Source organism: Photobacterium profundum (assembly GCF_003026285.1).
Lineage (GTDB): Bacteria > Pseudomonadota > Gammaproteobacteria > Enterobacterales > Vibrionaceae > Photobacterium > Photobacterium profundum.
Window position 1 is genome coordinate 231,765 of record NZ_PYOD01000004.1, and the last position, 24,510, is coordinate 256,274.

At 38.9% G+C, this 24,510-nt stretch carries 23 protein-coding genes and 1 tRNA gene; 13 read left to right on the forward strand and 11 right to left on the reverse strand.

Annotation, left to right across the window (positions count from 1 at the left end; translation table 11 throughout):
* The first annotated feature begins 20 nt into the window (after nt 1-20).
* The 5 genes from C9J48_RS13090 (at nt 21) to C9J48_RS13110 (ending at nt 4,199) form a co-directional block, all read left to right on the forward strand.
* Nucleotides 21-353: a hypothetical protein gene (locus C9J48_RS13090; RefSeq protein ID WP_006230391.1), complete on the forward strand. Its 333-nt coding sequence runs from the start codon at nt 21-23 to the stop codon at nt 351-353.
* 200 nt (nt 354-553) lie between these two features.
* Nucleotides 554-1,192, forward strand: a complete 639-nt coding sequence (locus tag C9J48_RS13095) for a hypothetical protein (protein ID WP_006230390.1) — start codon at nt 554-556, stop codon at nt 1,190-1,192.
* Nucleotides 1,193-1,359: 167 nt separating this feature from the next.
* A complete protein-coding gene (locus tag C9J48_RS13100; RefSeq protein ID WP_006230389.1) occupies nt 1,360-2,034 on the forward strand; it encodes a C39 family peptidase in 675 nt (224 codons plus the stop codon).
* A gap of 8 nt (nt 2,035-2,042) precedes the next feature.
* Nucleotides 2,043-2,543 carry a hypothetical protein gene (locus tag C9J48_RS13105; RefSeq protein ID WP_006230388.1) on the forward strand — a complete coding sequence of 167 codons (501 nt, stop codon included), beginning with the start codon at nt 2,043-2,045 and terminating at the stop codon, nt 2,541-2,543.
* A gap of 306 nt (nt 2,544-2,849) precedes the next feature.
* Entirely contained in the window at nt 2,850-4,199 is a 1,350-nt protein-coding gene (locus C9J48_RS13110; protein WP_036802763.1) for a sigma-54-dependent transcriptional regulator, read from the forward strand.
* 56 nt (nt 4,200-4,255) lie between these two features.
* On the opposite strand, the gene C9J48_RS28265 is transcribed toward C9J48_RS13110, so the two are convergent.
* The 3 genes from C9J48_RS28265 to C9J48_RS13120 all read right to left on the reverse strand — a co-directional run bounded on the left by C9J48_RS28265 (nt 4,256) and on the right by C9J48_RS13120 (nt 7,296).
* Nucleotides 4,256-4,387 (reverse strand): hypothetical protein, encoded by a 132-nt coding sequence (locus C9J48_RS28265; RefSeq protein ID WP_006230386.1) that lies wholly within the window; start codon nt 4,385-4,387, stop codon nt 4,256-4,258.
* 293 nt (nt 4,388-4,680) lie between these two features.
* The gene (locus C9J48_RS13115) at nt 4,681-6,123 is read right to left on the reverse strand and encodes an MltF family protein (RefSeq protein WP_006230385.1); all 1,443 of its coding nucleotides are present in this window, start codon (nt 6,121-6,123) and stop codon (nt 4,681-4,683) included.
* A 66-nt stretch (nt 6,124-6,189) separates the two neighbouring features.
* Entirely contained in the window at nt 6,190-7,296 is a 1,107-nt protein-coding gene (locus tag C9J48_RS13120; RefSeq protein ID WP_006230384.1) for a GGDEF domain-containing protein, read from the reverse strand.
* A 316-nt stretch (nt 7,297-7,612) separates the two neighbouring features.
* On the opposite strand from C9J48_RS13120, the gene nrdD reads away from it, so the two are divergent.
* The 3 genes from nrdD (at nt 7,613) to C9J48_RS13135 (ending at nt 10,912) form a co-directional block, all read left to right on the forward strand.
* Complete coding sequence (nrdD, locus tag C9J48_RS13125) at nt 7,613-9,748, forward strand: anaerobic ribonucleoside-triphosphate reductase (RefSeq protein ID WP_006230383.1); 2,136 nt, start codon at nt 7,613-7,615, stop codon at nt 9,746-9,748.
* A gap of 101 nt (nt 9,749-9,849) precedes the next feature.
* Nucleotides 9,850-10,323 carry an anaerobic ribonucleoside-triphosphate reductase-activating protein gene (nrdG, locus tag C9J48_RS13130; RefSeq protein WP_006230382.1) on the forward strand — a complete coding sequence of 158 codons (474 nt, stop codon included), beginning with the start codon at nt 9,850-9,852 and terminating at the stop codon, nt 10,321-10,323.
* Between the two features lie 325 nt (nt 10,324-10,648).
* Nucleotides 10,649-10,912 (forward strand): DUF2960 domain-containing protein, encoded by a 264-nt coding sequence (locus tag C9J48_RS13135; protein ID WP_006230381.1) that lies wholly within the window; start codon nt 10,649-10,651, stop codon nt 10,910-10,912.
* Nucleotides 10,913-10,950: 38 nt separating this feature from the next.
* Here C9J48_RS13135 and C9J48_RS13140 read toward each other — a convergent pair whose 3' ends face one another.
* Entirely contained in the window at nt 10,951-11,772 is an 822-nt protein-coding gene (locus C9J48_RS13140; protein ID WP_006230380.1) for a ceramidase domain-containing protein, read from the reverse strand.
* 8 nt (nt 11,773-11,780) lie between these two features.
* Entirely contained in the window at nt 11,781-12,182 is a 402-nt protein-coding gene (locus C9J48_RS13145; RefSeq protein WP_006230379.1) for a globin domain-containing protein, read from the reverse strand.
* A 289-nt stretch (nt 12,183-12,471) separates the two neighbouring features.
* Between C9J48_RS13145 and C9J48_RS13150 the strand changes: the two genes are divergently transcribed.
* Nucleotides 12,472-12,562, forward strand: a tRNA-Ser gene (locus tag C9J48_RS13150).
* Between the two features lie 54 nt (nt 12,563-12,616).
* On the opposite strand, the gene C9J48_RS13155 is transcribed toward C9J48_RS13150, so the two are convergent.
* Together C9J48_RS13155 and C9J48_RS13160 are read right to left on the reverse strand one after the other, a co-directional pair.
* Entirely contained in the window at nt 12,617-13,297 is a 681-nt protein-coding gene (locus tag C9J48_RS13155) for a response regulator (protein WP_006230378.1), read from the reverse strand.
* The gene (locus C9J48_RS13160) at nt 13,290-14,894 is read right to left on the reverse strand and encodes an ATP-binding protein (RefSeq protein ID WP_006230377.1); all 1,605 of its coding nucleotides are present in this window, start codon (nt 14,892-14,894) and stop codon (nt 13,290-13,292) included. Before C9J48_RS13160 ends, C9J48_RS13155 begins: the two co-directional genes overlap by 8 nt.
* Before the next feature lie 247 nt (nt 14,895-15,141).
* Between C9J48_RS13160 and C9J48_RS13170 the strand changes: the two genes are divergently transcribed.
* Entirely contained in the window at nt 15,142-16,431 is a 1,290-nt protein-coding gene (locus tag C9J48_RS13170; protein WP_006230376.1) for a 2-hydroxycarboxylate transporter family protein, read from the forward strand.
* A 35-nt stretch (nt 16,432-16,466) separates the two neighbouring features.
* Here the strand turns inward: C9J48_RS13170 and C9J48_RS13175 are convergent, their stop codons facing one another.
* From C9J48_RS13175 to C9J48_RS13185, 3 genes are read right to left on the reverse strand one after another with little or no spacing between them, the layout of a single operon-like run.
* On the reverse strand, nt 16,467-17,459 hold the full coding sequence (locus C9J48_RS13175; protein WP_181320814.1) for an HlyD family secretion protein: 993 nt from the start codon (nt 17,457-17,459) through the stop codon (nt 16,467-16,469).
* 56 nt (nt 17,460-17,515) lie between these two features.
* A complete protein-coding gene (locus C9J48_RS13180; protein WP_006230374.1) occupies nt 17,516-18,832 on the reverse strand; it encodes a glycosyltransferase family 2 protein in 1,317 nt (438 codons plus the stop codon).
* Nucleotides 18,819-20,171, reverse strand: coding sequence for a TackOD1 domain-containing metal-binding protein (locus C9J48_RS13185; protein ID WP_006230373.1), 1,353 nt, complete (start codon nt 20,169-20,171; stop codon nt 18,819-18,821). The genes C9J48_RS13180 and C9J48_RS13185 overlap by 14 nt, the downstream gene beginning before the upstream one ends.
* A gap of 902 nt (nt 20,172-21,073) precedes the next feature.
* Here C9J48_RS13185 and C9J48_RS13190 point away from each other — a divergent pair.
* Nucleotides 21,074-22,366, forward strand: coding sequence for a serine/threonine transporter (locus tag C9J48_RS13190; protein ID WP_006230372.1), 1,293 nt, complete (start codon nt 21,074-21,076; stop codon nt 22,364-22,366).
* A 141-nt stretch (nt 22,367-22,507) separates the two neighbouring features.
* Here C9J48_RS13190 and C9J48_RS13195 read toward each other — a convergent pair whose 3' ends face one another.
* Nucleotides 22,508-23,041 (reverse strand): dihydrofolate reductase family protein, encoded by a 534-nt coding sequence (locus C9J48_RS13195; RefSeq protein WP_006230371.1) that lies wholly within the window; start codon nt 23,039-23,041, stop codon nt 22,508-22,510.
* A 130-nt stretch (nt 23,042-23,171) separates the two neighbouring features.
* Here C9J48_RS13195 and C9J48_RS13200 point away from each other — a divergent pair, with 130 nt between their 5' ends.
* The gene (locus C9J48_RS13200) at nt 23,172-23,738 is read left to right on the forward strand and encodes a TetR/AcrR family transcriptional regulator (RefSeq protein WP_006230370.1); all 567 of its coding nucleotides are present in this window, start codon (nt 23,172-23,174) and stop codon (nt 23,736-23,738) included.
* A gap of 86 nt (nt 23,739-23,824) precedes the next feature.
* Complete coding sequence (locus C9J48_RS13205; protein ID WP_006230369.1) at nt 23,825-24,442, forward strand: DsbA family protein; 618 nt, start codon at nt 23,825-23,827, stop codon at nt 24,440-24,442.
* Nucleotides 24,443-24,510 lie beyond the last annotated feature (68 nt).

Below are 24,510 nucleotides of genomic sequence, written 5' to 3' on the forward strand. Positions count from 1 at the left end.
GTAATTCTCAGGAGGATGTTATGAAATATTTAACACTGATAGTTGCAGTATTAATTACTTGTAGTGCTGCTGCAGACGAGTTGGATATTCTAGCAAGTTCTGAAATGCTAAGTGATACATCAATGAATCAATCTCGTGGCGGTCAATATGAGTTGAATTTAGATGTAATGCATGCTGAATCAGATATGTACGGTGATGTTCAAGGAAATGGTGCCTACAATAATACGACAGGTGCCAATATGATAACTGAGGGTGCATTTGGTGAGTCATCTGGTATTTTTAATGTAGTTCAAAATACCGGTAATAATGTTCTTATTCAAAATGCAACTGTAGTTAACTTGACGTTGAAGTAAGCTGTTAGTGTATCTAAGCTGACATATAAACAATATGTCAGCGACGACTCTACAGACCATTAATTAGGGGTTGTTTTATAGGGACTAACATCATTACTTAATACATAATTGCTTTTTATAATTAGCATTATGTCTAATATAAATAATAAACCCTATGTTTAAGTTATTACAATAATAAATGACATATTCGGAGTAATATCATGCGTAAATCAAATATCGCACTATTAGTAGCAGTTGTATTCGCATCACCACTAGCATTAGCTAATCCACCTGTTATACAAGACAGTTATAATACCGATAAGGTAATAGAAGATTCTTATAATACAGATGTTGATGTTGATAAGGTAGATAGCCACGATAAAGACATTTATGTGACTAATGTTGGTAATACTGAATACAATGATACGGTTGATTATACAGACGAAACTAATACTGAAATCGATTACTCTATGAAGAGTGATGATGATACATTAACCTTGAAAAATATTGGTAATGATAGAAGTGTTTGGAAACAGGATAACAGTGATAACTCGATGAATTCGACTTATGATACTACGATGGATTACTCTGAAACTTGGGATGTCAACGTCGAGATCGATACGTATATGTCGGCTGCTGAGTTAGATGGTGCAGTTATGGGCTCAAATGTGACATATGGTGGTGCATGTTGCGATAGTGGCAAGGGTGGCTCGGGGGGAGACTTTACAGTAAATCAAACAAACTCTATGTCTAACTCGTTTGGTGATGCTTCTGGTATCAGTATTGCGGGTCAGAACGTAGGTAATAATGCGTTGGTACAGCAAACTACAAGTACAAATGCGGCTTTGGTTTCCCCTTAGTCAATATAGTTATTTGTTAAGGGCCTTAGGGCCCTTATTAATTTCTTATAATTGTTATATATGAGACAAATTTTTTAGTCAATTAGTTAATACTTAAAATATAAATACATTAAATAAATTGTATGTTATGTGCGATTTGTTTGAGCATATAACATAATGGTATGTTTATGAAAACGTCTCTGATTATTATTGCTGGTTTTTTTCTTAGTTCATCTGTTTTTGCTCTCGATTATTTTCCGAGTAGAGGTGCATATAATGTCAAAGTTAAGAGCTACCAAGAGAAAATTTTTGGTGATGTACAAAGGCAACAATATGACTTTAGTTGCGGTTCAGCTGCTGTTGCATCGTTATTAACTTATCATTATGGTTTAGAAACATCTGAAAATTCCGTATTTGAATATATGTTTAAATACGGAGATAAAGAAAAAATAGAGCAGCAGGGTTTTTCCATGCTAGATATGAAAAAATATCTTGAATCTCAAGGTTTAACGGCAAATGGATATAAGTTACCGTTAATGAAGTTAAAGAAATTAGGCGTTCCAGGAATTACAATTGTAAACTTTGATGGCTATATGCATTTTGTTGTAATAAAAGGTATGAATAGCAGTCAAGTTATACTCGGAGACCCCTCTCGGGGCACATTAACAATGGACATCGATGATTTCGAAGCTGGTTACAAAGGACTAGTTTTATTAGTTAAAAATAACGTTAAAGTTGGCAAAGAAAGTTTCATAAAACAAGAGAATTATAGTATTTACACACCCTCTCCTATTTCAGAGGCTGTAACTAGAGAATCACTTGCAACCTTTAGTATTACTCTACCTGGTGCAAATGATTATTAGAGGCTAGTATGAAAAAAACATCAAAATGGTTTTTTGCATCTGTAATCGGGGGGGCAGCCTTTTGGGCTAGCGCATCGATAAATCACGAAACTATAGATGATTTTGGTTTACTTACAATGAGTGAAACTGAAATGTCATCGATAAGAGGTGGTTTTGTATCTATTAATGACACAATAATTAATATTGGGTTATCTATCTCGACAGCGCTAAATGGCGAAAAGGTATTTACCTCCTATATTGCAGATTTAACGATAGATAACGGGGTATTAACATCCACCTCATCACCAGTCGAACCTATAAGTGTAGTCCAAAATGGTGAAGGTAATACAGCACCTACAACGATAAATATTGATACTGGTAGTATTGCGAGTATTATTCAAAATACAAATGACGATACAACGATACGAGTAGAAACGCAGTTAGATATACAGGCTGATGTGAATAGTTTTCTTGAAAGGCAAGTTATTATTAATAGGGTGGAGAATTCTATTTTGTATTCCGCTTATTGATATGATTGTTATTTGTACACTTGAAATAAGGCATGGTAATTTATTACTGTGCCTTTTTTGTTGTTTCTATTGCTTTGGTGTTAGTGTTGACAAAAATTTTTATAATTTATTATAAATTAGAGGAACTTTTTAAATTGAATAAGTCTCTGATTTAGTAAGCCTATTTTTAGAGTTGATTTGAATGTCACATAAATAGGCTGCTTTATCGTCATTATCTTACTTCTGATACCCTACATATGTGTCATTTATTGCCTATATTCTTAATACATTAAAAATAATATGTACATTGATAGCGTGGTGATTTCGATGGTGACTCAATCTAAAAATAAATCAATAAATGGTCGTCTTGTTGCAATTGGTTGTAATTATGAACCTTGGATTGCGCTTCTTGAACAATCAGGATGGAAAACGCATTGTTGTTATGATCTTAGGACAGCAGATGCAATACTAGAAGAGTACAGCCCATGCATATGCATTGTTGATTTAAGCAATAACGATTTTAGCTTAAATAGTATTTCTTTGAGGGCAAATAAAACTAAGCAAGTACGTTGGATTGCACTAATTAAAAAAGAGCAGCTAGAAACGGATGCTATCTGTCAGTTTATTAATAATTATTGTGTCGATTACTTTTCAATGCCGATCCCAAGCACCTTACTCTTAGACACTGTTGGACATCAACTTGGTATGCTTGAAATAGAAGCAAAATCTTGGGTCGAGGTAACATCACAGCACGATATGGGGCTGTATGGTGACTCTAAATCGGTAAAACAACTTCGTGATATGGTTAGACGTGTAGCATCAACAGAAGTGAATGTTTTTCTTACTGGTGAAAATGGTACAGGGAAAGAACTTATTGCGAAATCAATTCACAATTTGTCTAAGCGTAAAAATGCCCCTTTTATTAATGTTAATTGCGGTTCATTAACATCAGATGAAGAGAAAATCGCTTTTTTAAATTCGGCAACAAAACTTCATGATGATGAAAAGCCCAAATTTAATGGTACTATTTTACTCGATAATGTCGAAGAATTGTCAAAAGAACTACAAGATGAATTGTTAAGATATTTACAGGCTCCTGCAGGGGAGTCAATAAATGAAGACGCAAATTGCGATATACGTATTGTCGTTTCATCAAGTGCAGATCTTGAAATTGCAGTTGCTAATGGTGAATTTAGTAAAGAGCTCTACTATCGCTTGAATGTGTTCCATATTAAAGTTCCGACTCTTAGAGAGCGTGGTTCAGATATTTATCTTTTAGCAGAAAAGTTTTTAGGTCAATTTTCCAATGAATATAATACATTAGCATCGAGTTTCTCTGAAGACTCTAAGCAGTTACTTTTACGCTATAGTTGGCCTGGTAATGTTAGAGAGTTAATGAATCAAGTAAAGCGTGCAGCATTGCTTGCTGAAGGTAGTGAAGTAAAAGCTGAGCATTTTGATTTGCCAAGTAAATCCAATCTTAAGCAAAGCTTACGCAATATTAAAGATGAAGCAGAAAAAGATGTATTAGTCGCTGTACTTGAAACACACCGTGGTCAAGTCGCTTCAGCGGCCAAAGATCTGGGTGTATCTCGCGCTACTATGTATCGTCTATTAAATAAACACAATATAGTTCCTGATGTTCGATATTATAATAATGGGCAAATGGGGGAATAGTTTCATTCCAAATCAGTCATAAAAAAAGCTCGATTAATCGAGCTTTTTTATGACTATTAATTTAAAATGATAATATCGTCATCATCTTCGTTGTATTCATCATGCATCAAATATAAATCATTTGGCTGAATAACTAAGAGTTCATCTTCAGTCGGCACTACCAACGTTTTTTTGTGCAAAGCATCCATAATCATCTCCCTTATCTTTGTGCTTTATTCCATTAACTACATGCTTTCATCATTAAAAATGTTGATTCAATATCTATATGCTTAATAGTCATGATTGAAAATAACAGCAATGTGAAAGGTTGATTGTGATCTCACAATCGGTTTGAATTTGATTGTTTTATAAACATATTATGATTATTACTCTATTTTTACGTTTTCATTTTTGTATTGATATGATGTGGCTGTAAGTGGTGTAGCAGGGTGTTTAATCAATTGTTATGGCATGTTCTGAATCTTGAGGGCGTTTATAAAAGCTAATGGCTGGGTATAAATAAGTAGTCCTTATGTCTTAACGCAGCTTGTTGACTTGTCGCATTTTGTAGCGAAAATATTTGTTTGTAAACAGTATAATAACGGTTGATGTTACCCACGTAAGTAATGGGCTCAAGTCCGACATGCTTACGTGTTATGACTTCAACATTGTTAAACCATTTTGTACTGTCATAGCCTTGCTCTTTTGCAAGTCTACGCATTCTATTTATACGTCCTGGTCCTGCGTTATAGCTTGCTAAAGCAAAAAACATTTTATTCATGTCGTCAATGTCATCGGTGTCGTAATATCTATTCAATATGAAGTCCATATATTTCACTCCAGCATGAATGTTATTATTAATGTTATAGATATTTGAAATATTGATATAAGGCTCTTTTGCTGTTTGAGGCAGAACTTGCATAATACCTACAGCTCCAGCATGGGAACGCTTAGTTTGATCAAATTGAGACTCTTGAAAAGCTTGTGCTGCAATTAATAACCAATTCATATCATACATATTGCTGTAACGAACAAATCGTTTTTCAAGCTTTTTGAATTTAGCTATATTTGTAGCACTTACTACTTTTTGAAACCATGCTTTACTATTTAAATAACGATTAAAAATAATATTGCCATTCAGGGTTCCGTATCGATTTTCCTCAATGAAATTGTTAACTAATTCTGCTAATTCTGGACTCTCTTTCCTAAAAGCCCAGCCAATTGCTCCTCCTTTTCTGATGGGGAAATCAGTATGCATTTTTAAATCATCAGTCACTAAATCCCAAAATTCTGCTTTATGGTTATCTAATACCGTCATTGGGATAATTTTTTGTTGGATCATTTGTAATAACTCATAGTCTTGAAGCGTTTCTTCGATGAAGTGTACGTACATTGTTTCAAGGCCTTGCTTTGCAAGTTTTTTATTTATGCGGTTTACACTTTGATAATAGCTAGAGCTAGCCCTGATCCAGACATTTTTTTTAGATAAATCTTTTAATTGAGTGATAGGGTTTTCATCGATATGGGTAATGAATATTTCATTAATATCCTTAAGTATAGGAGAGCTGAAATCAGCTATTTTTTTTCGTTGAGGTGTTATGGTGATATTTGCCGCAACGATGTCACCGACTCCAGCTTGAAGTGCAGGAAGTAATTGATCTCGGTTGATGGGAATAATTTGTAAATGCAGCTTTTGTTTTGTGCTGTTTAGTACATGTTGTTCAAACAACAATAGCATTTCAGAGGTTATACCTTTTGGATGACCTTTATCTAGGTAGTAAAAACCAAGGTCGGCAGATACAAGTATTCTGATTACACCATGCTCACTTATTTCAGTCAGATCACCAGTAAATTTAGTATTGGTAATGGGAAAGACTTCGAGTGCTAACGATGTCGAAATGAGAGCATTAAAGCATAGTAATGCAATAACAAATCTTTTTAGCATGAACGATAACTCAATAAGGTAATGTTATTGAGTATAGTCAATTCATCTTTTTAAGTGATTTAGTGTCTATGCTGCTTTGTATTGATTGCGTCCTGCTTCTTTCGCTTTGTAGAGTTGGTCGTCAGCTTCTTGCACTAGTTGCTCTGGTCCTTTTTGAGTTTTCCATATTGTTATGCCTTGGCTTAGTGTTACGAAATTACTGACGTTAGAAGATGGGTGGGGTATGGCTTCTTGTTGTAGGCTGTTATTAATACGTTCAGCGACTTTCTTGGCACCCTCTAAATGGGTGTTGGGTAGTATAATAATAAACTCCTCACCACCATAGCGAGAAACAGAGTCTGATGTACGCAATAGACTTTTTTGTAAGATACGGGCAACACGTTTTAAGCATAAATCACCAGCAGGGTGACCAAGGCTATCGTTGTAATACTTAAAATGATCAACATCTATTAAAATTATAGATAATGGTAAATTGTTACGCTTTGCTAAATGGTAATGCTTATCTATTTCGTATTCGAAGAATCGTCTGTTATAAAGGTTCGTTAACTGATCTTTGGTTGCTAGGTCAGAAAGCTTTTTTACCAACCTTTGATTTTCATGATCCTTTTCAACACTGTTATAAAACCAACGGTATAACGTTTTACGGCCTGTTTCTACAATGATACAGCTAGCCAGCATTTTTTCTGATGGTAATAACAGCAGATGCCCAGCTTCAACGTAGTTTGCCCAACTACTTACCAATAAGACGGGAAATATTGCAGCGTAAACGGCTTGGCGGAGGGCATAGAACCCTAATAAAGAAGTCATCATGATCAAATCTGACGCTATTTCAGCACTGGTCCACATTTGCCCAATGAAAGCAATGTGGTAAATGGCTAATGCCCAGCTAGTTCCAAAGAGTAACGCGTACAGTATCGCTATTTTTCGCCATTCTTGAGGCGGGGATTGTGGGTGGTAGAGAGCAATCCCTATCAAATATACAATTGCTTGAAATGAGTATTGAGTCCAAGAACGATCTAAATATAAATCGCTTTCTTTTATACCACTAAGCCAAATAGGACTAATAATCATAATTAAAAAAATAAGAGAGATAGTAGTAGCCCAACGAAAACCAATCCGTATGTTTCTATAAGTTACGTCGTCTAACTGTTTAGCTAATGTTTGCTCATCCATGGCACATTCTTCTATCATTTATTATCAAGTTGAGTGTACTTTATAAAGGAAAAGGCAAGGAATTTATTTTCATAAATGGTAGGAGATTACACAATAAAATTGTTGACAAAAATGATTGTAAAAAACGTTACATGCAAAAATTTGGCACTGTTCAAATTCATTGCTTGTTCACTGTACTACGATCAAAATAAACTGATTTAGATCAATGTTTGTTTCTCTGAAATCTCGCCTAATACACCACATATTGTATTTGCTCTCTCACTAAAGCCTATATTTTGTGTTTTAAGTGACAGTGTCATGTTAGTAGGAGCTTTGTGTGAAACCTGTAGTGATTAAGCGTGATGGATGCCGTGTACCGTTCAATACTCAACGTATTAAAGAGGCTATATTAGGTGCAGCCCAATCAGTTGATGAAGTAGACGTAGAAGCAATGAGTGAAGCTTACGCAGCTTCTGTTGCTGATGGTGTATTGTCTCAATTTATGTCAGTTGAAGAAGTTGAAATTCACGCTATTCAAGATGCAGTTGAAAACCATTTGATGGTTGGCCCACACAAAGCGGTTGCGCGTGCTTATATTGAATATCGACACGATCGTGATATTGCACGTGATAAGAAAAGCCTACTCAATAATGAAATTCGAGGGTTGATCGAACAGAGCAATGCATCGTTATTAAATGAGAACGCAAACAAAGACAGTAAAGTGATTCCTACTCAGCGTGATTTGCTCGCGGGTATTGTGGCAAAGCATTACGCTAAGCAACATTTGTTGCCTCGTGACATTGTTATGGCACACGAGCAGGGCGATATTCACTATCATGATCTAGATTATTCACCATTTTTCCCTATGTTCAACTGTATGTTGATCGATCTTGATGGCATGTTGACGCATGGTTTTAAAATGGGTAACGCTGAAATTGATACTCCTAAATCAATTTCAACGGCTACAGCGGTTACCGCACAAATTATTGCTCAAGTTGCTAGCCATATTTATGGCGGTACAACAATAAACCGTATCGATGAAGTGCTAGCACCTTATGTAACCGTAAGCTACGAAAAGCATTTGAGTGTTGCGAAAGAATGGGGCATTGCTGATCCAGAAGCGTTTGCACGTTCTCGTACCGACAAAGAATGTTATGACGCATTCCAATCTCTAGAATACGAAGTCAATACGCTGCATACCGCGAACGGACAAACGCCGTTTGTGACATTTGGCTTTGGTTTAGGTACGTCTTGGGAATCACGTTTAATCCAACAATCTATCCTAAGTAATCGTATTGCAGGATTAGGTAAGAATCGTAAAACAGCGGTATTCCCTAAGCTTGTATTTGCCATTAAAGATGGTTTAAACCATAAGCAAGATGATCCAAACTACGATATTAAAACGCTTGCACTAGAGTGTGCATCGAAGCGTATGTACCCTGACATTCTTAATTACGACAAAGTCGTTGAGATCACTGGCTCATTTAAAACCCCAATGGGTTGTCGTAGTTTCTTAGGCACTTATGAAGAAAATGGTAAGTTGATTCATGAAGGTCGTAATAACATTGGTGTTGTTAGTCTTAACTTACCGCGAATTGCCTTACAAGCTGAAGGTAGTGAAGCACGCTTCTACGCATTATTAGACGACCGCTTAAAACTAGCTCGTCGTGCTCTTGAAACACGCATTGCACGTCTTGACGGTGTTAAGGCACGAGTTGCACCTATTCTTTATATGGAAGGGGCGTGTGGTGTTCGTTTGAATGCTGATGATGATGTGTCTGAAATATTTAAAAATGGCCGTGCATCTATTTCGCTTGGTTATATTGGTATTCACGAAACAATCAATGCTATTTTCGGCACTGAAGCACATGTCTACGATGATGAAACACTACGTCAAAAAGCCGTTGATATCGTTAAGTATCTAAAATCTGCGACAGATAAGTGGCAAGCAGAAACAGGTTACGGCTTTAGTTTATACAGTACACCGAGTGAAAATCTATGTAGCCGTTTTTGTGCAATTGATGCAAAAGAGTTTGGTGTCGTAAAAGGTGTAACCGACAAAGGTTATTATACGAACAGTTTTCACCTTGATGTAGAAAAACAAGTAAACCCATACGATAAAATTGATTTTGAAATGCCATACCCAGAAGTGACGAGTGGCGGTTTCATTTGTTATGGCGAATACCCAAATATTCAACATAACGTTGAAGCATTAGAGAACGTATGGGATTACAGCTACACGCGTGTACCATATTACGGAACCAATACGCCGATTGATGAATGCTACGAATGTGGCTTTATGGGTGAATTTGATTGTACGAGTAAGGGTTTCACATGCCCGAAATGTGGTAACCATGAACCGTCGAAAGTGTCTGTAACACGTCGTGTATGTGGTTATTTAGGCAGCCCTGATGCCCGTCCGTTTAACTTCGGCAAGCAAGAAGAAGTGAAACGTCGCGTTAAGCACATGTAATGTAAATATTGATATAGCTTTATTAAAAAGAACGTTTGAGAAGTGCCTGTTTGGCACTTCTTGCGTTTTGTTTATTCGTTCCAAGGCTGAGGAAACAAAACATGCACTACAACAATTACTATCCAGTTGATGTGGTTAATGGTCCAGGTACTCGTTGTACGCTATTCGTATCGGGATGTGAGCATCAATGCCGTGGGTGTTATAACAAAAGCACTTGGCGACTAGATAGCGGGCATGCGTTTACTCAAGAAATGGAAGATAACATCATTAATGATTTAAATGATACGCGCATCAAGCGGCGTGGATTGTCATTATCTGGTGGAGACCCTCTTCATCCTGCTAATCTTGCTTCTGTATTAAAGCTTGTAATGAGAGTTAAAACAGAATGTGTCGGAAAAGATATTTGGTTGTGGTCTGGTTATGTTTTGGCTGAATTGAATGAGCAACAACAGCAAATTGTTGACTTAATTGATGTGCTGGTCGATGGTAAGTTTGAGCAAGATAAGCGAGACCCATCCCTTGTGTGGAAGGGTAGCGAGAACCAAGTTATCCACTATTTTAATGAGATTGAATAAATTAAGCTCATAATGAGCGTTATTGAGTAAAGTGTTTGTTTGTAAAGCATTGCGTTGTGTGAAAATCACTCCAACGTTAATTTTTTGTGAATGTTTCATGCTGGTATACTGAGTTATCCACTGTTTCTGTGTATAACTGTGGGAGAAGAAGGTGTATGAAATTGGCTTGCACCTTTTGGGTGGGAATATTGCACAATATTGAAGCGCTTTTATTATGCTCAAAACAGCGATGGAAGCGCTTTTTGTGGGTATTCATACTACTTTTCTTTCATCTTTTGCTCATCTAAGGTACATTCCCATCTTTCCTGATCCGTAGGAGCCCGTCATGGCACGTACAATCCTTTATACTTATAAAGATGAAGAAAAAGAGCTTACTTTTTCATACGAAGAATACCATTCAATTCAAGAAGCCGTTGCCGCTGCTGAAGGAATTGATATTACTGCGTACTTAAAAATGGAACAGCAAATTGAAGCTGTGACTCGCGACAAAAAAGCAGTAAGAGACTACCGTGATAACCATTTCAGAAAGCTAGGTTTTGGTCGTATTACCCTAGCTCAAAAAGAAAACCGTGGTGTAGGCAAAAAATAACTAGCGTATAAAGCTTTTACAACGCGTAAAACGGATACTCACTGAGTATCCTTTTTTTTTGTTGCTACTTTCTTTTCGTGTGTATTACTGCCATCTTTCTTTCGCTCCCTGAATCCTATATAAATAAAATAAGCCCCCAACGCTGCAATAACGTGTTTGATAGAGTGTCCACTTAGTCCCCCCAACAATGTATATATTTCATCGTCGTTAGATTCTGCCCATTTTGATAGTACATAGGCAATGAGTGCGTATAAATAATACTGCCTGTGAGTAAATCGAGAGCAAAAGAAATAAAGAATAATAGGGATGTGTATAATGGGTATAATTTGAATTAATACATAAGCAGACATATCCCCGCGTCCATTTTGTAGCGTCGTTATATACCAATAAACAATAGATAAAAAGCCATACACAATCATGGGAAAAAATAACCAACGACCAGCATCTCGCGATACAAACTCCGTTAGAATAATGCAATAGAGAGTGATAAATGCGAGGGTGATAGGTACTCTGTCGAACATTAATGTGAAATCATTAGGGGTTAAGTGGTAATAACTTGACGCAAAGAAAGCGAGCATGAGAGCGAAGAAAAAGAAGGGATATTGCAGGGTGATATTTGGCTCAACGGCCACTGAACGTTGTCTAAATAATTGTAACCCTTTAAGCCCAACATATAAAAAGGGGAGGTTAGAGATGACATTCCAAAAGTTTGGAATTGAAAAAAACATGCGTTGATCGGCGTAGTTATAAAAGTTACCGCTTTGTTTTATAGGGGAGAAGATAATAGCGGAAAGAGCAAGAACTGCAGCAATAACAATAAGCCCTGTAACTTTCCTATGATAAGAAGATAGCTTCGCCATTATTCACCTCATGATTTGCACTCAGCTTTCATAATAGTAAGACCTTCGTTAAAACATTGTCGCCATGCTTGTTCTACTGACTGATTATAAGCAGGGTCGCATTCTTTAATTGTATCGATTAAGCATTCAAACCAAAGGTCAAGATCTAAAGGTTTTATCCCTAATCCATCGGGTCCATGGCGTTTACCAAACATTTTTACTGTTTCTCGTGCTTGTTCTGATGTTGTAGCTAGCATAATGATTAGCAATGATGCCTTAATCATTTTCATCTGCTTTTCCATATCAACATTAGTAAACATTGAACGAAATTTTTCATCATTTTCAAGAAAACGTTCATAAAAAAGAGACATGAAATAAGGATTTCGATTACACCTTGCATAACTGTCATTAAAAATTTCATGAATATCCATATCCATCCTTTTCCATTAATTGATACATTATTGAATTGAACTCTAGTATTGAAAGCTATCAGCTTAATTAGTATATCAGGCATATTTATTAATCGTTGAGCAATAGCTTAGATGTTGATTTAACACCATATAATGAATGTTATATTGCATCTTTTGATTGAATTATAGTCGTTATCTTGGTTTATTTTTCTTCTATAAGTTTGATTTTTTTACTTTATGTTCGAATGGTGAGCGCTTGATTCATAAAGGGTTTACAGCCATGCATTAGAGCCGTAATATTCATCGCGTTGGAGAGATGGCTGAGTGGTCGAAAGCACCGGTCTTGAAAACCGGCAAGGGTTTATAGCCCTTCTAGGGTTCAAATCCCTATCTCTCCGCCACATTTAGAAAAGGGCGCTGATTTATCAGCGCCCTTTTTGCATCTATTCAAGCTGCTACTTAATCATTTGATATAAACGGCGAGGTCTACCGCCCGTATTGTAGTTTAAAACTAAGTTAATAGTGCCTTCTGACTCTAGAAACTCTAGATAACGCCTGGCTGTAACACGGCTGACGTTCATGCGTTCACCAATTTCATCGGCAGAGAAATCATGCAACTTCTCTTTATTCAAAATTGCCTTCAATGATGCGAGGGTCGTGGCATCAATGCCTTTTGGTGTTTGGCGTAATGGTTTTGCTGGGGCTTTACGTAAGATCTGATCGATGTCACCTTGGTCAACAGTGGCTCTACGAGAAAACTGCTGTTTGTATTGTTTATAATCGTTCAATGCTTGGTTAACGCGAGACATGCGAATCGGCTTGACTAAATAATCAATCACACCCAGCTGAACCGCTTTTTCGACCGTGGTTGTTTCACGTTCAGCGGTAGTCATAATGAAATCACAATCTGCGTTTTGTTCACGTAGGTGACGAATAACATCAATGCCATTACCATCAGGCAGCGTTATATCGACAAAGATTAGTGTTGGTTTATATGCCTCGAATTGAGTAAAGGCTTCTGAGCAGCTTTCACTAACAGCAACAACAGTAAAATCAGGGTGTTGATTGATAGTGGATTCGAGTGTGTAGCTTGCGCGAATATCATCTTCAAGAAGCATTACAGTCGTTTTAGTCATAATTGGCGATTTCATTTTTATCTAAGTAAATGCTGAACAGCGTAGTATGTTGCTCTGTACGTTCCCAATCAATACTTCCGTGAAAGTAATTGACCAGTTGTTTGACCAAGTACAAGCCTATACCACTTTGTTCATCGCTGTATTTCGAGCTTACACCGAACTCCAAAATGTTTTCTGATATGTTTTCGGGTACCCCTGCGCCGCTGTCTTGAATCTCTAAAATGATGTGATTACTGCGATCGCTCAGGTACACATGTATTTCAGGTTCTGCGTTGTTCCTATTTTGCCATGCCGCGAGCAGGGCATTATCTATAAGGTTGCCTATCATAGTGACGAGTTTTTCTGATATGTTTTTTTCATAACTTGATAGATTTGTATCCACATCAATCGTGTATTTCACTCCAATTTTTGATGCTTTATTGAATTTTGCGAGCAATAAGCCTGCTACAGAACTATCTGTCACTGACAATACAATTTTATGAATAATTGATTGATAGTTATCAGTTTCTTGTTGGATGAAATCAACGGCTTCATCGTATTTTCCTATTTGTAACATGCCTGAAAGCACATTGAGCTTATTGGAGTACTCGTGTGTTTTACTGCGAAGTAACTCAGTGTAATTTTTCAGGTAGTTGACTTCGTGTTCAAGCTCGCTTTGGTCAAGGTTTGCGAAGAATACAATTGCGTGACCAAGCAAACCTTTCTGGGTGTTTATTGGATAGACATTAGCGCGGTATTTCAATTTACCAATATTGAAATCCCCTTGATGGAATACCCCATGATTAGCGAGAACCAGATGACTTAACGGCATGGAATAGCGTGACAACGGCTGATTTACATAGTCGTATCGCCCCAGTATCCCCATGGAAAGCATCTTAATTGCGCTGTTATTAATCGTCGATATATTCATGTCGCTATCTACTGCAATAATAGCGTCACGAATACTATCAAGCACCATTTCATGTTCGTTGAATTTATTTACGATAAATTCCGGCTCATAGTCTAGAAAGGTACGTTTCATTTTAAAGACAAAGGCAATTATCGTGCTAATACCAAGTAGGTAGACGACGCTGATAAGCACACCAATATGACCATATTGCTGTAACAAAAGATCCGTTGTTTTCTCAGATAAATATCCGATGCAGATTGCACCGATGACTTTTCCATCTAAATAAATAGGAGAAAAATTACGGATAGCTTTGCCTAGTGAGCCTGATGCCGTACTACTGTATTCGGAACCTTGCTCCAGTGCAGGGTAAATGTCATTACCAATGAAGTGCTTGCCGACTTTTCCTGGATCTGGGTGGTTTAATCGAATCGCATTTTTGTCGACGACCACGATAAAGGAAGCATCTGTACGTGTCTTGATATCTTCCATATAGCTTTGAAGGTTGTAATTTTGCTGCTTATTTTGAGTATCAACGGCATGAATGACCTTTGGGTCATGGGCGATCACGCGAGCAAGTTCTAACCCCCTTGCTTCAATACCTTCCTGATGTAAATTTTGCAGTAAAAAAAAGATTGCAGTGGTTACGACGATAACAATAGAAGAGGTGGTAGCAACTGTAGTTAAGGCCAAATAGCTCTTAAGTTTCATATAGGTCTTAGGATAGCAACGTTCATGACGAGACAGTATAACGGGCTCTCTGCGGGTATTAATAGATGCGGAGTCAGAATTAATGATGTTTGGGCTGCTCTTTTACAACATATTGCCATCACAGTGGCGTGTACAAAAGTTACAAAAGGTAAAGATAGTTACATTAATGGGGCACTCAATATTCCAGCCTGTAAGTGTTGTTAGACTACAGAAGAAATAATAATAACCCTACACGAACAGGTGAGACATGTTTACCAACGACGTAATTACAATAAAAGATAAGCGTACGATTAATATTATTTTTGCGCTATCTGCTGCTGTTATATTATTTGCTACCATTCAAAATAAAATGCCACCGGGAATTATTGGTGCCATCGGTGTGATGACCGTTGTCGGCTATATATTAAATGTGCTTGGCAACAAGACTCCTATTGTTAGTCAATTTTTTGGGGGTGGTGCCATTGTTATCATTTTCGGTTCCTCATACATTTTCCACAGTGGCATCATTCCTCATGAAACAGCTGGTACGATCACTACGTTTGTAAAAGATGGTGGTTTCTTGTCTTTCTTTATCGCGAGTTTGGTGACAGGTTCGATTCTGGGTATGGATACGAATGTGCTGAAGAAAGCTGCATTGAAGTACATTCCGGTTATCCTTGGCGGTGTAATATGTGCATTTTTGTTTGCAGGTCTTGTCGGTAGCCTCTTGGGGGAGGGCTTCTTTGAATCTGTCATGCTAATTGCTCTACCTATCATGGGTGGCGGCATGGGAGCTGGTGCAGTGCCTTTGGTTGAAATTATGTCGGGTAACTCTAGTATGTCAGCTGAAATGTTGATGTCGAAAATGGTACCTGCGTTGGCTATCGGTAATGCGATTGCCATTGTAATGGCAGGCCTATTAGACAAGCTTGGTAAGTTCTATCCTTCTCTTACCGGTAACGGTCAGCTTATGCGTAGTACTGGTGAGGTACAGAGTGAAGATGAAGAAAAGCAAGAACAACCAATATCAATAAACATTCTAGGTATTGGTGCGCTGCTTGCTATAACAATGTATTTCGTCGGCACGATGTTAAGCAGTGTTATTAACATGCACACCTATGCATTAATGATCATCTTTGTTGCGTTAGTGAAAGTTATGGGTTTTATTCCCCGCGAGTTAGAAAAAGCTGCGCATGGTTGGTACCAGTTTGTTGTTGATAACCTAACTCCTGCACTGCTTGTTGGTATTGGTGTCGCTTATACCGATTTGAATCAAATCATCGCTTCTTTAAACCTTGTTTATTTCCTGATGGTGTTCGCGACCGTATTGGGTGCAATTATTGGTACAGCAATCGTTGGACGTTTGATGGGCTTCCACCCCATTGAAGCGGCGCTTACTGCTGGTTTGTGCATGGCCAACATGGGAGGTACTGGTGATGTTGCAGTGCTTGCTGCAAGTAAGCGTATGGAGCTTATGCCTTTTGCTCAAATATCATCACGAATCGGTGGTGCTTTCATGCTGATTCTCGCCACACTTATTCTTGAAATGCTGAAATAAATGTTTTCAAAGCTATAGTTAGTCGGTAAATGAGTTCAAAAATGAACTTCGACAGGCATCCCCTCTACCCATTGGTTTTTTTCCAGTATTCCGGTGAATGTTAGCGTAACTTTTAATAGGGCGGGCTGTCCTTCGAACGGCCTAGCTAACTGAGGGGGGAGCTTGCTGGCTATTTCTGTCGGCTCGGTGATTTCTGCTTGGTAGCGCGAACCATCTGGAAAGCGGACACTGGCTCGGTTTCCAAGGATTGCGTTATTAACATACTTGGGAGCGAGGTAGGCAATGACTTTAGGAGGAATCATCGGTGAAATAGTAGCAATGGCAGTTCCGTATTCCACCCTTTGGCCATTAGTGACTAAAATTTCGACAATGCTACCATTGTAGGGGCTGACGATATTTAGTGCTTCTTTTTGACTTACCTTATTCGCTAACTCTTGTTTTAAACGTCGTTTTACCTGAGCTACAGGGCCAGCTATTGTTGTCTGGAATTCTGTGGCATAGGCTTGGCTGTATTCGATGGTTGCACGGTTAAAACCTTGTCTAGCACCATTTTCAAGGTTGATTATTGCCGCATAGTCGACTTGAGAAACCTGACCTTGTTGTAGGTATTTATCATACTCAGCCTTTATTTTAGCGATAGCTTTCAGATTGTTTTTTGCGTCATTGATGGCGGTACGGTATGTGCTGAAGTTAATATTTACAGCATGTTCTTCTTGTTTTCGTATTTGTTTTAGCTCATTTTTGAGGAAGGTGATATCACTATCTAACACTGAGTTGACTAATTTGATCAGATGTTGATGTTCTTCAACTTGTTGACCTTTATCCACATTGATATTTAATATCGTACCGTTGTGAGGGGCCGAGAGAGTGACAGGGTTTGTGGTGATGATGCCAGGTGCTGTGATCAAAACATAGTCTTTAATAAAGAATCCTATCATGATCAATATCGGGCTGAGAACAAGCGCTAGGATAAAGTACCAGCGAATTCGGTAGCCGCCACGTTTGGCTGCACCATAGACAATTTTCATTCCTTTTTCGGATTCTGGGTTCCTTTGTTTATCAAGATGAAATTCAACTTTCATAACTAAAATTTTTTACCTCGTTTAAGTACCCACCAAGGAGCCATTCCTGACTCTTCGTGACTCCGCCGCACAAGTTCATTAATCATTGAGAAAGCCGTCACTAGCCGCATAAAAAAGGCGAAAAATGGATAGAAAGGTAACCATCCTATTAATGTGGTATCGGCATATTTACGTTCGGATACAAGACCAATGAATACCACGAAGTGGATGATAATCATGACCATGTAGACGAAATAGAGAGTAAGTAAGATAGCGAACACGAATGTAAGTGGGTACTGAGCAAATAAAAACAGGGTATAGCCAAATATTAACAGGGGCATTAAGATGTTTTGCAGTATCCCGTATACCAGTATAAACAAGAAATTGCCCCATCCCAGTAGACGAGGTGTTAACCCTTGGCGGTGCTTTCGGAAGAATATAAATAGTAAATCACCGTCCCAGCGAAGCCGCTGCATCACAATCCCTTTTAGGGTGTCAGGGACATCGGTATGACCGACTGCTAAAGGAGAGAAAGCGACATCAGATTTGGGATAACGTTTTTTGTATTGCTTTAGCCGCATGGTTAAGTCTAGATCTTCTGCGGTATGAGTATCCCAGCCACCAACCTGGCGTAAGGCATCTTTTCTAAATGCTCCAAAAGCACCTGATATATTGTTCAGAACCCCCCAAGCGGCCATCCCTGTTTTACCTGCTTGAATTGACATCATATATTCCAGCGCCTGCATGCGAGTAATGAAATTAGTGCGCCAGTTACGTACCCTTAAGGTGCCACCACTGCCGATAATGTTAGGATCGGTAAAGTTGTTCACCATTTCGATAGCCATATTGTTATCAAATGAAGTGTCGCCATCAATTGCGAAAACAATGTCATTCTTTGCTTGAGATAACCCTGCATTGCAACTGGAGACACGCCCTCCTCGTTGCCACTTAGGGAGGACACGAATGGTTCTCAGCCTACGCTTCTTATGCTTTTTTTTTGCCCGGATCGCTGCGTGGTAAGTGTGTTGGTTTTGGCTTGCGCCATCAACAATGACAAGGATTTCGATATTGCCTGGGTAGATTTGCTCAACAAGCGTATCTATTGAAACGGTAATAGCGTCCCCCTCGCCGTAGCACACAATCATGAAAGACAGCGATGGGTAATGCGTGGGTAAGGGAGTCGGTTGATGATAAGCCCAGCGAAAAATTCCGGTTAAAACCAATAGGGATAACGGCAACTCAACGACAATGAGCATCGGAATTAACTGCAGCCATAAAATAGAGTGCTCTTTGAGCAACGTGAGCGTGATAGAGGTGAGCTGGAAACTATCCATTATCATTGAGCTCTTGCAGACACTGTTGAAGCCAGAACGGCGCGTCATCATTAAGTGATGAATCTGGTAGAGACCAGGCATATATCTCTAGTGAAAACTCGCTTTCCTCAATGACGTCAGCTAACTGAACTATTTTATTTTGTAGAACGGGTAATGAAGAATTTGATGTCATTGGCATCAACAGCAACATTAGATCAGGGCGGTACTGACAACAAATATCAGTGTCACGCATTAGGCCATTTAAACGTTCAGAAATCTGTTCTGTTAAAGAGAACATCTGAACTTCACCGTATCGGTAGGCATAGTCTTTCAAACCTGGCAGGTGCATACCAAGTATCAGATGTGATTGTTGATGACGTTGGGCTAGCTTGTTTATCCATACCAGCAAGCTGTGAAAATAACCGACATCGACTTTTCCATTTAATGTTAATTCTGGTACAGCAAGAGCTTGACCATAACGAATGGTATGAGTGGCTTGTATCCCTAGTTGGTAAGTATAGATTTTCCGAGGAATAAGTATGTTGATATCGTTCAGAGTGAGGCAATCTAAGCAGCGAACTTTGGTGGTGGCTTCGACAAAGGCATGCTTACAACCATTGCAATGAAAAGTCTCTAATGGGCGGTCATAGTCGACACCAATATGGCGAATCTGGGTCAGACAATTGGGGCATTCCAGTTGTCCGCGTCTAATAAAATTATCCTGTGCGCTTACATGTCCACAGGTAAAGCAGTGTAATGATATTCGCTCTTCGATATCTGGGCTGAAACATGCAGGGCAGGTTTCCAAGTAATTGAGGTGCCCGCTATGACAAGCGGGGCATTGACGAATTTTGTCTATAAGTTTATCGGGCTGTAGATAGCCTTTACTGACCTGAGATTGCAAGTAGCCATAAGGGGCTTCGCTATTACTGTAGTAGCATTCAAGCAAAGGATAGCGGTAAAGAAGAGACAGATCACTTTGCGGTTTTGCCAGTAGACGGCGTTCTGGGTTGAGCCAAAGCCAAGCGATCATCGGGTCGAAGGCTGTTCCGGTGATCATTGCAAGACGTTGTTGATGATAATGCCACTGTTCGAGTTCGTGCACTGCTGACCAGAGACCATCGGACAGGTGAGATGATAACACGGTGGGTTGCTGAACAAATATTTGCCACAACCCAAATTGCTTAGAGCTATGGAGCTGCATCAAGAGTGCATCTTGTGCATCGTTATTCAGCCCGATAATAACCACCCCTGATGTATTGGAAGGGAGGTCATCAATGCAGCGAGCAGGGATTACGGCACATTGCTCAGGTGTTACTACTTCATTATATGCGCCAAACACATAAATATCAGGTTGGCTTTTCATTCTTCCTCTTAGAGCTGAATACTCACATTTATCGTTTGCATGGTATTTATTATAATGCACGAATGTTCGTTTATTTTTAAATGACTATTACCAAGCCCATTAATTATCTGATCAGTTCAGCGAGAGTTAAAATGCTTTTAGGCAAGGAGATAAATTGAGGATCTAGTGGCTCTAAATTAAATTTATTAACGCAGTATAAAAGTATTTTAAACTCGCCCAAAGGGAACGCCACTGGAAGCCAACTTCTGTGTCTAGCGATTTCAAAAGAGAACCACTCTTCTATCAAACACTATCCTTGAACTCGACTCCCAGTGGTATTCTGAATGGTCAGATAATTGATGGAATTGGTATTAGAAGGGGAGAAAGTTGTCGAGCCGAAGAGGCATTATAATAAAATGTACAATCACCATAACGTAAATATTATTTTATAAATAAAAACAAAAAGCATTAAGTTGTAAACATCTACCATATCTTTTCATAACTATACTTTAGGATTAGTTCTACATGTGTTTGATATTTACTCAAACACCTTGAATTACTCCTAAATTATTAGCTGTACCACAACTAATCCCCTATACTGCTCGGCCTTCATTGAGGGTTTCATTAGTTTTAATAAGGTTATTATAGAGATAGCCAGCAGACATTGTTGCTTAATGCCAGCATGGATACACTTGATATGACCACGGAACTGTCAATCACAAACATCACATACACAGTTGTTTGTCGAACTCACCATTATCACTCTCTACATCGTATCGTTTCGCAATTATCTTTTTTTGCTGCGTCACGTATGTAGTTCGCTTGTTGCGCGTTCTCTCTCATCGGTTTACCGGTACATGGAAGATATGACACTCAGACCCTTTGAAGGCTATAACACTATACCTATAAAGGAGATGTCCACTATGGACTCTGTTAAAAACAATACAGCGAATACTTCGTCAAGCAGCGTAAAAAAATTGGGGTGGAGTAAAAGTGACACCGTATGGGTACTTGGTTTATACGGTACAGCCGTAGGTGCTGGTACACTGTTTCTTCCAATCAATGCTGGTGTAGGTGGTCTACTTCCCCTTCTCATGATGACAGTGCTTGCACTTCCTATGACTTTCTTTGCTCACCGAGCTATGACACGCTTCGTTTTATCAAGTGCCAACCCGGGTGCAGATATCACTGAGGTAGTTGAAGAACATTTTGGTGTTGGCATGGGTAAAGTCATTACTTTGCTATATTTCTTCGCTATCTATCCAATTCTATTGGTATACAGTGTTGCTTTAACTAATACCGTTGAAAGCTTTATGGTAAACCAGTTAGGGGTTGTGCCTCCAGCACGTGCTTTACTTGCTTTAGGTTTGATCATTGCTTTAATGGCTATTGTACGTTTAGGCGAGCAATTGATTATCAAAGCCATGAGTATATTAGTGTTTCCGTTTGTTGCAGTGCTTTTAATGCTAGCGATGTACTTGGTTCCTTACTGGAACGGTTCAATTTTCGAAAACGTTATGCCGACTGACGGTGGTTACAGCACTATCATGATGGCGGTATGGTTGATTTTACCTGTGATGGTTTTCTCTTTTAACCACTCACCAGTGATTTCATCATTCGCAGTGGCAAAACAGAAAGAGTACGGTGCCGATGCAGAAATACAATGTTCGCGCATTTTAGCGCGTAGCCACATTATGATGGTTGCCACTGTGATGTTTTTTGTATTCAGCTGTGTGCTTAGCTTATCACCAGCAAACTTGGCTGAAGCAAAAGCACAGAATGTTTCTATTCTAACGTACTTGGCAAATCACTTTGACACACCAGTCATTGCTTATGCAGCACCAGTCGTCGCAATTATCGCGATCACTAAATCTTTCTTAGGCCACTATTTAGGCGCTAGCGAAGGTTTAAATGGTTTGGTCGTAAAAGTTGTACGAGGCCGTGGTAAAACTATCGCGCCTAAAACTCTGAATACCTTTACAGCGTTATTTATGTTGCTAACCACTTGGGCTGTAGCAACGATTAACCCAAGCATTTTAGGTATGATTGAAAGCCTTGGCGGACCGATTATTGCGATGTTGCTGTTCATCATGCCGATGTACGCGATTAAGAAAGTACCCGCGATGCGTAAGTACTCAGGCGCATTGAGCAATGTGTTTGTTACTGTGATTGGTTTAGTTTCAATTTCTGCGATTTTCTACTCACTTGCACAGTAATTACAGACCGTAAGTAAAAGAAAAAAGATCATGATAACGATTAATGCCGTTCACTTAAGGTGAACGGCATTTTTATTGCCTGTTATTTATCGCTTGTGTTGAATATCTAAGCTTCTTTTTGACGTAGCTCGAATAGCGTTCTTATCGCACGCGTGTGAAATGACTTTGCACTAGCTGATTAATAAGAGTTTCACTACTCGTTAGCTCGAACGATTGTGGAGTAACCAATTCGCCGAACAATGGTGATCCTCCGCCTAACAATACAGGAATGGTTGTGATGATCATTTCATCAATCAGCTCTTCTTTTAGGAAGTTCTGAATAGTGATACCACCATCAATATATAGGTTGTTGTAACCTTGTTCATTAAGCGAAGCCACGACCGTAGCGAGTGAGCCCTTCACAAGAAATATCTTATCCTTATAGCCTTCAGGCACGTGTGTCATCGTATTACTTAATACGAACACTGGTCGAGTATAAGGCCAGTCGCAATCAAAACTCAGTACCATATCCAGAGTGTTTCGTCCCATCACTAATGCATCAATACGCTCAATGAAAGCTTTATAGCCGAGATCTGAACCAGCAGGGTTAGGTGTGGCATGTAACCAATCGATAGATCCATTCTTATCTGCAATATAGCCATCAAGACTGGTTGCAATATACACAATGTTTGACATGGTGAACTCCCGCTAAATAGTACTCATGCAATTATATTCAACACTTACCGTGTATGGCTTGCATTTGAATTACGTTGCTCTACAATATTCTACACTGTAGAAATTAGGGTGGGTTTACCGAGGAGTGTGAATGTCTGTCAAGGAAAAGAAACGAGGTCGTCCAAGTGGAATATCGAGACAATTAAGTGCCGATAAAATTATTGCTGCTGCTAAGTCTTTAATGGTAGATAATGGGAAAATACCCAGTATCCGTCAATTAGCAGGTAGCTTAGATGTAGATGCAATGGCTATTTATCACTACTTTGCGAATAAAAATGCGTTGTTAGAAGCGGTAACTGTCTCGCTTATTGAAGCCATTTATGAACCAAAAGACAATGAGGCTTGGCAAATAGAATTGATGGCATTGTGTAATAGCTATTTGTCGCTGTTACAAGAGCATCCTGGTTTGCTACAAACCTTCTTAGGGATGACGTCAACAGGGCCTGCCAATGTGTTTGTGGATCGTTTTTATATGGCAATTTCATCATTGAATCTTACGCCTGAACAAATGAAAGATGCATTGGATCTACTGGTGGACTACTTGCATGGTTTTGCTTTCTCTTTAGAGTGTGGTGGGGCGGCGAGTGGTTTGACAATAGAACAAGTTGAAGGGCCATTACATTTTTATATTCGGGCGCTCGAACAGCACAGTGATTGAGACAGTGTTTGATAATGGCAACTTAACTTGAATGTATTCGGACGAGTTTGCTACTGTGAAATGTCAGACTAGAAAGGACTCACATTATGTTGGCAACAAAACCTACCTTGTATTATGTCTATGATCCTATGTGTTCGTGGTGCTGGGGATACAAGCCTGCTTGGTTACAGATTAAAGAAGCGGTTATAGATGACGTCGAGGTTGTGTATGTATTGGGTGGATTAGCCCCAGATTCGGATGTACCTATGTCAGAAGCGATGCAACAACAAATTGCAACGTATTGGAAGAAGATAGAAAATGACCTCGGTACTCAGTTCAATTATGATTTCTGGTACCAAAACACACCACGTCGTTCTACCTATCCAGCCTGTCGTGCCATTCTTGCTGCTCGTGAGCAACGGGCTGAGCCTGCTATGTTAGATGCTATTCAACATGCGTATTACCTTGATGCAAAGAACCCGAGTGACAATGACATTTTGATTGGTTTAGCAAAAAGCATTGGCTTAGATTGCGATAAATTTGAAGCGGATTTTTTATCGCCTACGACCCATGATGCCTTGCTACGTGAAATTGCTTTTGCGCGCTCGATAGGAGGCAACAGTTTCCCGTCTCTATTTGTGCAAACAGAAAAAGGTGTAGGGGAATTGATGATCAATTATGAAGATGCAAAAATGACGATTGCGCAGATAAGAAGTGTGATTTAACGGCCTGTTACTATCAGTTATGGAAGTGACGCGATTACTGGCGTCACTTTAAATAAATCAGAGAGTGT

Coding starts and splice junctions, on each gene's coding strand:
- nrdG (WP_006230382.1), top strand. CDS start 9,850: ATGCACTACAACAATTACTATCCAGTTGATGTGGTTAATGGTCCAGGT.
- C9J48_RS13155 (WP_006230378.1), bottom strand. CDS start 13,297: ATGACTAAAACGACTGTAATGCTTCTTGAAGATGATATTCGCGCAAGC.
- C9J48_RS13170 (WP_006230376.1), top strand. CDS start 15,142: ATGTTTACCAACGACGTAATTACAATAAAAGATAAGCGTACGATTAAT.
- C9J48_RS13140 (WP_006230380.1), bottom strand. CDS start 11,772: ATGGCGAAGCTATCTTCTTATCATAGGAAAGTTACAGGGCTTATTGTT.
- C9J48_RS13185 (WP_006230373.1), bottom strand. CDS start 20,171: ATGAAAAGCCAACCTGATATTTATGTGTTTGGCGCATATAATGAAGTA.
- C9J48_RS13105 (WP_006230388.1), top strand. CDS start 2,043: ATGAAAAAAACATCAAAATGGTTTTTTGCATCTGTAATCGGGGGGGCA.
- C9J48_RS13190 (WP_006230372.1), top strand. CDS start 21,074: ATGGACTCTGTTAAAAACAATACAGCGAATACTTCGTCAAGCAGCGTA.
- C9J48_RS13145 (WP_006230379.1), bottom strand. CDS start 12,182: ATGGATATTCATGAAATTTTTAATGACAGTTATGCAAGGTGTAATCGA.
- C9J48_RS13100 (WP_006230389.1), top strand. CDS start 1,360: ATGAAAACGTCTCTGATTATTATTGCTGGTTTTTTTCTTAGTTCATCT.
- C9J48_RS13205 (WP_006230369.1), top strand. CDS start 23,825: ATGTTGGCAACAAAACCTACCTTGTATTATGTCTATGATCCTATGTGT.
- C9J48_RS13120 (WP_006230384.1), bottom strand. CDS start 7,296: ATGGATGAGCAAACATTAGCTAAACAGTTAGACGACGTAACTTATAGA.
- C9J48_RS13175 (WP_181320814.1), bottom strand. CDS start 17,459: ATGAAAATTGTCTATGGTGCAGCCAAACGTGGCGGCTACCGAATTCGC.
- C9J48_RS28265 (WP_006230386.1), bottom strand. CDS start 4,387: ATGGATGCTTTGCACAAAAAAACGTTGGTAGTGCCGACTGAAGATGAA.
- C9J48_RS13095 (WP_006230390.1), top strand. CDS start 554: ATGCGTAAATCAAATATCGCACTATTAGTAGCAGTTGTATTCGCATCA.
- C9J48_RS13160 (WP_006230377.1), bottom strand. CDS start 14,894: ATGAAACTTAAGAGCTATTTGGCCTTAACTACAGTTGCTACCACCTCT.
- C9J48_RS13200 (WP_006230370.1), top strand. CDS start 23,172: ATGTCTGTCAAGGAAAAGAAACGAGGTCGTCCAAGTGGAATATCGAGA.
- C9J48_RS13115 (WP_006230385.1), bottom strand. CDS start 6,123: ATGCTAAAAAGATTTGTTATTGCATTACTATGCTTTAATGCTCTCATT.
- C9J48_RS13180 (WP_006230374.1), bottom strand. CDS start 18,832: ATGATAATGGATAGTTTCCAGCTCACCTCTATCACGCTCACGTTGCTC.
- C9J48_RS13090 (WP_006230391.1), top strand. CDS start 21: ATGAAATATTTAACACTGATAGTTGCAGTATTAATTACTTGTAGTGCT.
- C9J48_RS13195 (WP_006230371.1), bottom strand. CDS start 23,041: ATGTCAAACATTGTGTATATTGCAACCAGTCTTGATGGCTATATTGCA.
- C9J48_RS13135 (WP_006230381.1), top strand. CDS start 10,649: ATGGCACGTACAATCCTTTATACTTATAAAGATGAAGAAAAAGAGCTT.
- C9J48_RS13110 (WP_036802763.1), top strand. CDS start 2,850: ATGGTGACTCAATCTAAAAATAAATCAATAAATGGTCGTCTTGTTGCA.